Origin of the sequence: Actinosynnema sp. NPDC059797, from assembly GCF_042732085.1 — a bacterium.
Taxonomy (GTDB): Bacteria; Actinomycetota; Actinomycetes; order Mycobacteriales; family Pseudonocardiaceae; genus Actinosynnema.
In genome coordinates, this window is record NZ_JBHWIE010000453.1 from 1 (window position 1) to 5,043 (window position 5,043).

The following is a 5,043-nucleotide window of genomic DNA, read 5'->3' on the forward strand; positions in this document are numbered from 1 at the left end:
GCGCCAGGAACGCCCGGCGCGCCCGCGCCGGCACGGAGATCCGGCGCGCCCACCCGGTCCCGCGCCCGCGGGTGCCCGGCACCGTCTCCGGCAGGGACAGCACCCCGGCGCCCGCGCCGACCAGCAGCACCAGCAGCACCACGTGGGCCAGCACGGTGGGCGCGGGGCCGTGCTCGACGAGCGCGCCGGCGCCGAGCGCGCCGACCCCGATGCCGACGATCGGGGTCAGGCTGCCCAGCAGCGCGCCCGCGGGCACGAGGTCGATCAGCGTCGCCGCCACGGCGCACCCGCCGATCCCGCCGCCGAACCCCTGGAGCGCCCGCGCGGCCACCAGCCAGCCGACCCCGTCCGCGAACACGAACAGCGGGGTGGCCGCGGCCACGAGCCCCAGCGACAGCAGGAGCACCGGTCGACGGCCCGTGGTGTCGGACAGGGAACCGAACAGCAGCATGCCGGTGAGGGCGCACAGGCAGTAGACGGCGAACACGACCGAGGTCGTCGCCGTCGAGAAGTGCCAGCGCTCCTGGTACAGGACGTACATGGGGGAGGGGACGGTGGACGCCGCCGACAGCAGGACGGCCACCGCGCACACCAGGGAACACGCCCACCGGGATTTATCCGAATCGGAACCGCCCGCCACACCCGGGCGAACGACCACGAACTCCATGATTTCTCCTCGGGGATACTCCGAAATCCGACGAAAAATGGTCGGTAAATTACTCCCGACGACCATCGTGGCGGAATTCGCGGAGTGCTCACAAGGAGACCGGCTGCCGGCGGGCGCAGTACGTGATGTCGGCAGAAGGAGGTGAAAAACCGCGTTCCCGCCCGCGGTGGCGGACGGGAACGCGGCGTGTCGCGGTGGTGCGCGAAAAGGGTCAGAGGCGGAACAGGCCCGGGTCCTGCACCACGACGTCCAGCAGCATGGGGCCGTCGGCGTTCAGCGCGGCCTTGAGCGACTCGCGCAGCGATTCCGGCGACTCGACGCGCTCGGCGGGGCAGCCGAACCCGCGTGCCAGCTCGGCCATGTTCACGCCGCTCAGGTCCCACCCGGCCTGCCAGGCCCGCTGGCTGTTCTCGTCCAGGTAGTACTTGAGCGACAGGTAGCCGGAGTTGTTGGGGATGACGAAGGTGACCGGCAGGTTGTGCTGCGCCGCGGTCCACAGCGCGTGCAGCGTGTACTGCGCGGACCCCTCGCCCATGACCACGACGGCGCGGCGGTCCGGCCGGGCCACGGCGTACCCGACGGCGCCCGCGAACGGGAAGCCCAGGGCGCCGCTGGCGGTGGCGAAGTAGCCGTTGTCCGGGCCGAGCGGGATCTGCTCGTGGAAGTCCGCGCGGGCGATCGGCAGCTCCTCGAACAGCTGGGCGTCGGCCGGCAGCTCCTGCGCGAGCAGGTGGAACAGGTACGCCTGGGTCAGCGGCGTGGTCGCCTCCGGCACCGGGATCTCCTCCCGGAACGACGGCAGCGCCACCTTCTGGTGCTCGCGGACCAGCGGCAGCAGGTCGCGCACGGCCTGCGCGGGCGGGCAGACGTACGCCGCGTCGGCCAGCGACCACGCCGCGGCCTCGGGGCTGTCCGTGACGTGCAGGACCCGCGTGCCCTCGGGCAGCGCCGGCTGGTCGCTCTCGTCGAGCGCGGCCGGGCTGGTCGAGAACAGGTCCACCGTCGTGAACAGGGTGAACGTCGGGCTGCCGAGCACCACGACCACGTCGTGCCCGGCGAGCTTGGCGTTGATCAGCTCGGGCATCGGCGCGAGGACGCCGCCGAACAGCGGGTGCGTCTCGGGGAAGCTGCCCCGGGGCCACACCGGGCTGCCGTAGACCCTGGCGTTGAGCCGCTCGGCCAGCCGCACCAGGTCGAGCCGGGCGCCGCCGATCTCCACGCCCGGACCGGCCACCAGGGCCGGCCGCTCGGCGCCGTCGAGCGCCCCGGCGATCGTGGCCAGCACCTCGGGGTCGGGCACGACCGCGCTGCGCACCTCGCGCACCTTGATCGGGCCGGGCGCGGCCGGGCGGATCCAGTCGTCCTCGGGCACCGCGACGAACACGGGACCGGCGGGCGCCTGCTTGGCGATGTGGTAGGCCTTCTCGATCAGCGCGGGCACGTCCTGCGGGCGCGCCGGCTCGCCGGCCCACTTGATGTAGGGCTTGGGCAGCTGGGTCGCGTCGCTCGCCTTGAGGAACGGCTCGCCGAGCAGCAGCTTGCGGGCCTGCTGGCCGCCCAGGATCACCATCGGCGTGTGCGCGCTCGCCGCCGTGTAGATCGAGCCCATCGCGTTGCCGACGCCCGGACCGCCGTTGATGATCACCAGCGACGGCTCGCCGGTCGCCTGGGCGTGGCCGTCGGCCATGCCGACGATGGTGGCCTCCTGGAGCCCCATCACGAACTTGAAGTCGTCCGGCCACTGCTCGAACAACTTCATCTCGGTGTGGCTCGGATTGCTGAAAACCGTCGTCAGCCCCAGTTCCCGGAACAATTCCAAGGTCGCCTCGCGCACGGTCCTGGAATTGGTCTGTTCCGCTGTCATCATCCACGCTCCTGGCTTGGTTGCGATTGACGTGGCCGGCGATGATCGCGGGTGCGGAGAGGTGTCGCGAGTCGTCGCGGCCTTAACAGTCCACCCGTTGCCCGGAATACTGTCCCAGCGTCGGAGCGGTCACAAGGTCCCCCGATTCCGGGGCGGCCACTTCGTTAGCTGGCCGCCCCGCGCGGGATTCGGGGTCAGATCACGTCGAGCACGAGCCGGCCGCGCACGTGGCCCCGCTCGCCGGTCCGGTGCGCGTCCGCCACCCGCTCCAGCGGCAGCACGTCCTCGATGGCGATCCGCAGCGCCTCGCGGGCCATCAGGTCCGCGACGGCGGAGAGCGCCTCGGCGTCCGGGCTCACGTAGGTGTAGCCGACGCGCAGGCCCCGCGCGGCCGCCGCCCGGTCCAGCGCCTCGTCCCGGCCCTTGAGCGTGACCAGCGCGCCGCCGGGCCGCAGCACGTCCAGCAGCCGCCGGGCGCCGGGGCCGCCCCTGGTGTCGACCACCAGGTCGATGTCGCGGACCACGTCCTCGACCCGCTCGGCGGTGTAGTCCACGACCCGGCTCGCGCCCAGGCTCGCCACGAAGTCGTGGTTGTGCGCCGAGGCCGTCCCGACGACCTCGGCGCCCGCGTCCGCCGCGAGCTGCACGGCGACGTGGCCGACACCGCCCGCGGCGCCGTGCACCAGCACCCGTTGGCCCTCCGCCAGCCCGCCGTGGCGGAACAGCGTCTGCCACGCGGTGATGCCGACCATCGGCGCGCCCGCCGCGGTGCGGTGGTCGACGCCGGCGGGCTTGGCCGCCAGCTCGCCCGCCGGCGCGACCACGTACTCGGCGTACGCGCCCGCGAGGTCCGGGAAGCGCGGCATCCCGAACACCTCCTCGCCGGTGCCGACCACGGTGCCGGAGACGTCCCAGCCCAGCACGGCCGGGAAGGACCGCACGCCGACGCCCCGACCGGCCCGGGAGAACCAGTCGATGGCGTTGACCCCGACCGCGTGCACCCGGACCAGGACCTCGCCGTCACCGGGGGTAGGCACGGGCACCTCCGCGACGCGGATCGCGTCCGCGGGCCCGAAGGCGTCGATGACCGCGGCGCGCATGGTGTCCGCCATCGTCAGCGGCCCACCCGCCGGTAGCGGCCGGACGACACGGTGGGCAGGTCGATGGCGGCGAGGAAGTCCTGCGTCTCCGCGGCGCCGAAGAACGCCGCGATGGTCGCGTCGGCGTCCTCGGGGGTGGCCCAGTGGACCGACACCATCCACTCGCCGTCCTCGCTCACCGCGGTCTCACGGGACTGGAAGCCCGGCCGCCGCTCCATGTACTCGGTCTCCACGTGGTGGTTGCGCCGGAGGAAGTCCTCGGTGTCGATGTCGTCGCGCAACCGGAACCTGATCGTCTCGATGGTGCTCATCCGTGCCTCCTGCTCGGTCCTGCGGTCGTGGCGGTCACAGCGCCAGGTGGAGGTCGTGCTCGGGGGCCAGCTCCACGATCAGCCGCTGCTGCTCCGGGGTCAGCGGAGGGGGCGCGACGCCCGCGCGGGCGGGTGTGCCGATCGTGGTGAAGAAGTGCTCCATGCCGGTGCTCGGCGTGAAGAAGAACAGCAGCCGCGACACGTGGGTGCCCACGTTGCGGAAGCGGTGCCTCGTGCCGCGCGGGATGAACACGAAGTCGCCCTCGCCGGCCCGGAAGGTCTTCTGGCCGTCGAGGAACTCCAACTCGCCCGACAGGATGAAGAACGCCTCGTCGGCGTGCGGGTGGACGTGCGGGGGCGGGCCGCCCCCGGGCGGCACCGACGCCTCCGCGAACGACAGCGCGCCGTTCGTGGTGGCCTTCGTGGCCTTGAAGCTGTAGATCGCGTCGCCGAACCACACCGACTGGCCCTGACCGGCCTTCGAGTGGATGACGGGGAGGAGGTCGTTCTCCGTCGTGCTCATCGCTGCCTCCGTGGGGTGGGGCGTCGCCGGGCGTGAGAGCACCGACGACGTCCCCACCGTTGCCCACCGGGGCCCCGGTTGGGAGCGTGAGCTTGTGGTGGTACTGCGAGTGCCAGTCAGATCGGTCCTCCGACCGGCGCCACCGGTCCCCGGACTGCGTCGAGTCCAAGCAGTCATGCCGGCCTGCTCGTCAAACACCACCGGCGTGTTCAGGGTGAGGGGGAGAGGTCGTCGAGGGGCGAGGAGGCGATCAGGGTGAGGCGACGAGGTCTGGGCGGGGGCGCGGAGGTCGTGCCGTGAGCGGTATCGGGCAGGACCCCGACTGGTTCAAGAGAGTCGTGTTCTACGAGGTGCTCGTGCGGGCGTTCAGCGACTCCGACGGCGACGGCACGGGCGACCTGCGGGGGTTGGCGTCCCGGTTGGACTACCTGGAGTGGCTGGGCGTCGGGTGCCTGTGGCTGCCGCCGTTCTACGCCTCGCCGCTGCGCGACGGCGGGTACGACATCTCCGACTTCCGGGCGGTGCTGCCGGAGTTCGGCACGGTCGAGGACTTCGTGCACCTGCTGGACGAGGCGCAC

General features: G+C 72.5%; 6 protein-coding genes. 1 reads left to right on the forward strand and 5 read right to left on the reverse strand.

Annotation, left to right across the window (positions count from 1 at the left end; all coding sequences use genetic code 11):
• From ACFV4N_RS39555 to ACFV4N_RS39575, 5 genes are all read right to left on the reverse strand, one after another.
• The coding region (locus ACFV4N_RS39555; RefSeq protein WP_499677815.1) for an MFS transporter at positions 1–583 on the reverse strand (583 nt) is incomplete at its 3' end.
• Between the two features lie 295 nt (positions 584–878).
• Positions 879–2,534 (reverse strand): benzoylformate decarboxylase, encoded by a 1,656-nt coding sequence (gene mdlC, locus ACFV4N_RS39560; RefSeq protein ID WP_499677816.1) that lies wholly within the window; start codon positions 2,532–2,534, stop codon positions 879–881.
• A gap of 191 nt (positions 2,535–2,725) precedes the next feature.
• Entirely contained in the window at positions 2,726–3,643 is a 918-nt protein-coding gene (locus ACFV4N_RS39565) for an NADP-dependent oxidoreductase (RefSeq protein WP_499677817.1), read from the reverse strand.
• 2 nt (positions 3,644–3,645) lie between these two features.
• The gene (locus tag ACFV4N_RS39570; protein ID WP_499677818.1) at positions 3,646–3,942 is read right to left on the reverse strand and encodes a hypothetical protein; all 297 of its coding nucleotides are present in this window, start codon (positions 3,940–3,942) and stop codon (positions 3,646–3,648) included.
• Between the two features lie 34 nt (positions 3,943–3,976).
• Positions 3,977–4,465, reverse strand: a complete 489-nt coding sequence (locus ACFV4N_RS39575) for a cupin domain-containing protein (RefSeq protein ID WP_499677819.1) — start codon at positions 4,463–4,465, stop codon at positions 3,977–3,979.
• Between the two features lie 296 nt (positions 4,466–4,761).
• Here ACFV4N_RS39575 and ACFV4N_RS39580 point away from each other — a divergent pair.
• Positions 4,762–5,043 (forward strand): alpha-amylase family glycosyl hydrolase (locus tag ACFV4N_RS39580; protein ID WP_499677820.1); only part of this gene is annotated, 282 nt, incomplete at its 3' end.

What these genes read in the sequence shown, in the direction of transcription:
- mdlC (WP_499677816.1), bottom strand. Translation starts at nt 2,534, where the DNA reads ATGATGACAGCGGAACAGACCAATTCCAGGACCGTGCGCGAGGCGACC.
- ACFV4N_RS39565 (WP_499677817.1), bottom strand. Translation starts at nt 3,643, where the DNA reads ATGGCGGACACCATGCGCGCCGCGGTCATCGACGCCTTCGGGCCCGCG.
- ACFV4N_RS39570 (WP_499677818.1), bottom strand. Translation starts at nt 3,942, where the DNA reads ATGAGCACCATCGAGACGATCAGGTTCCGGTTGCGCGACGACATCGAC.
- ACFV4N_RS39575 (WP_499677819.1), bottom strand. Translation starts at nt 4,465, where the DNA reads ATGAGCACGACGGAGAACGACCTCCTCCCCGTCATCCACTCGAAGGCC.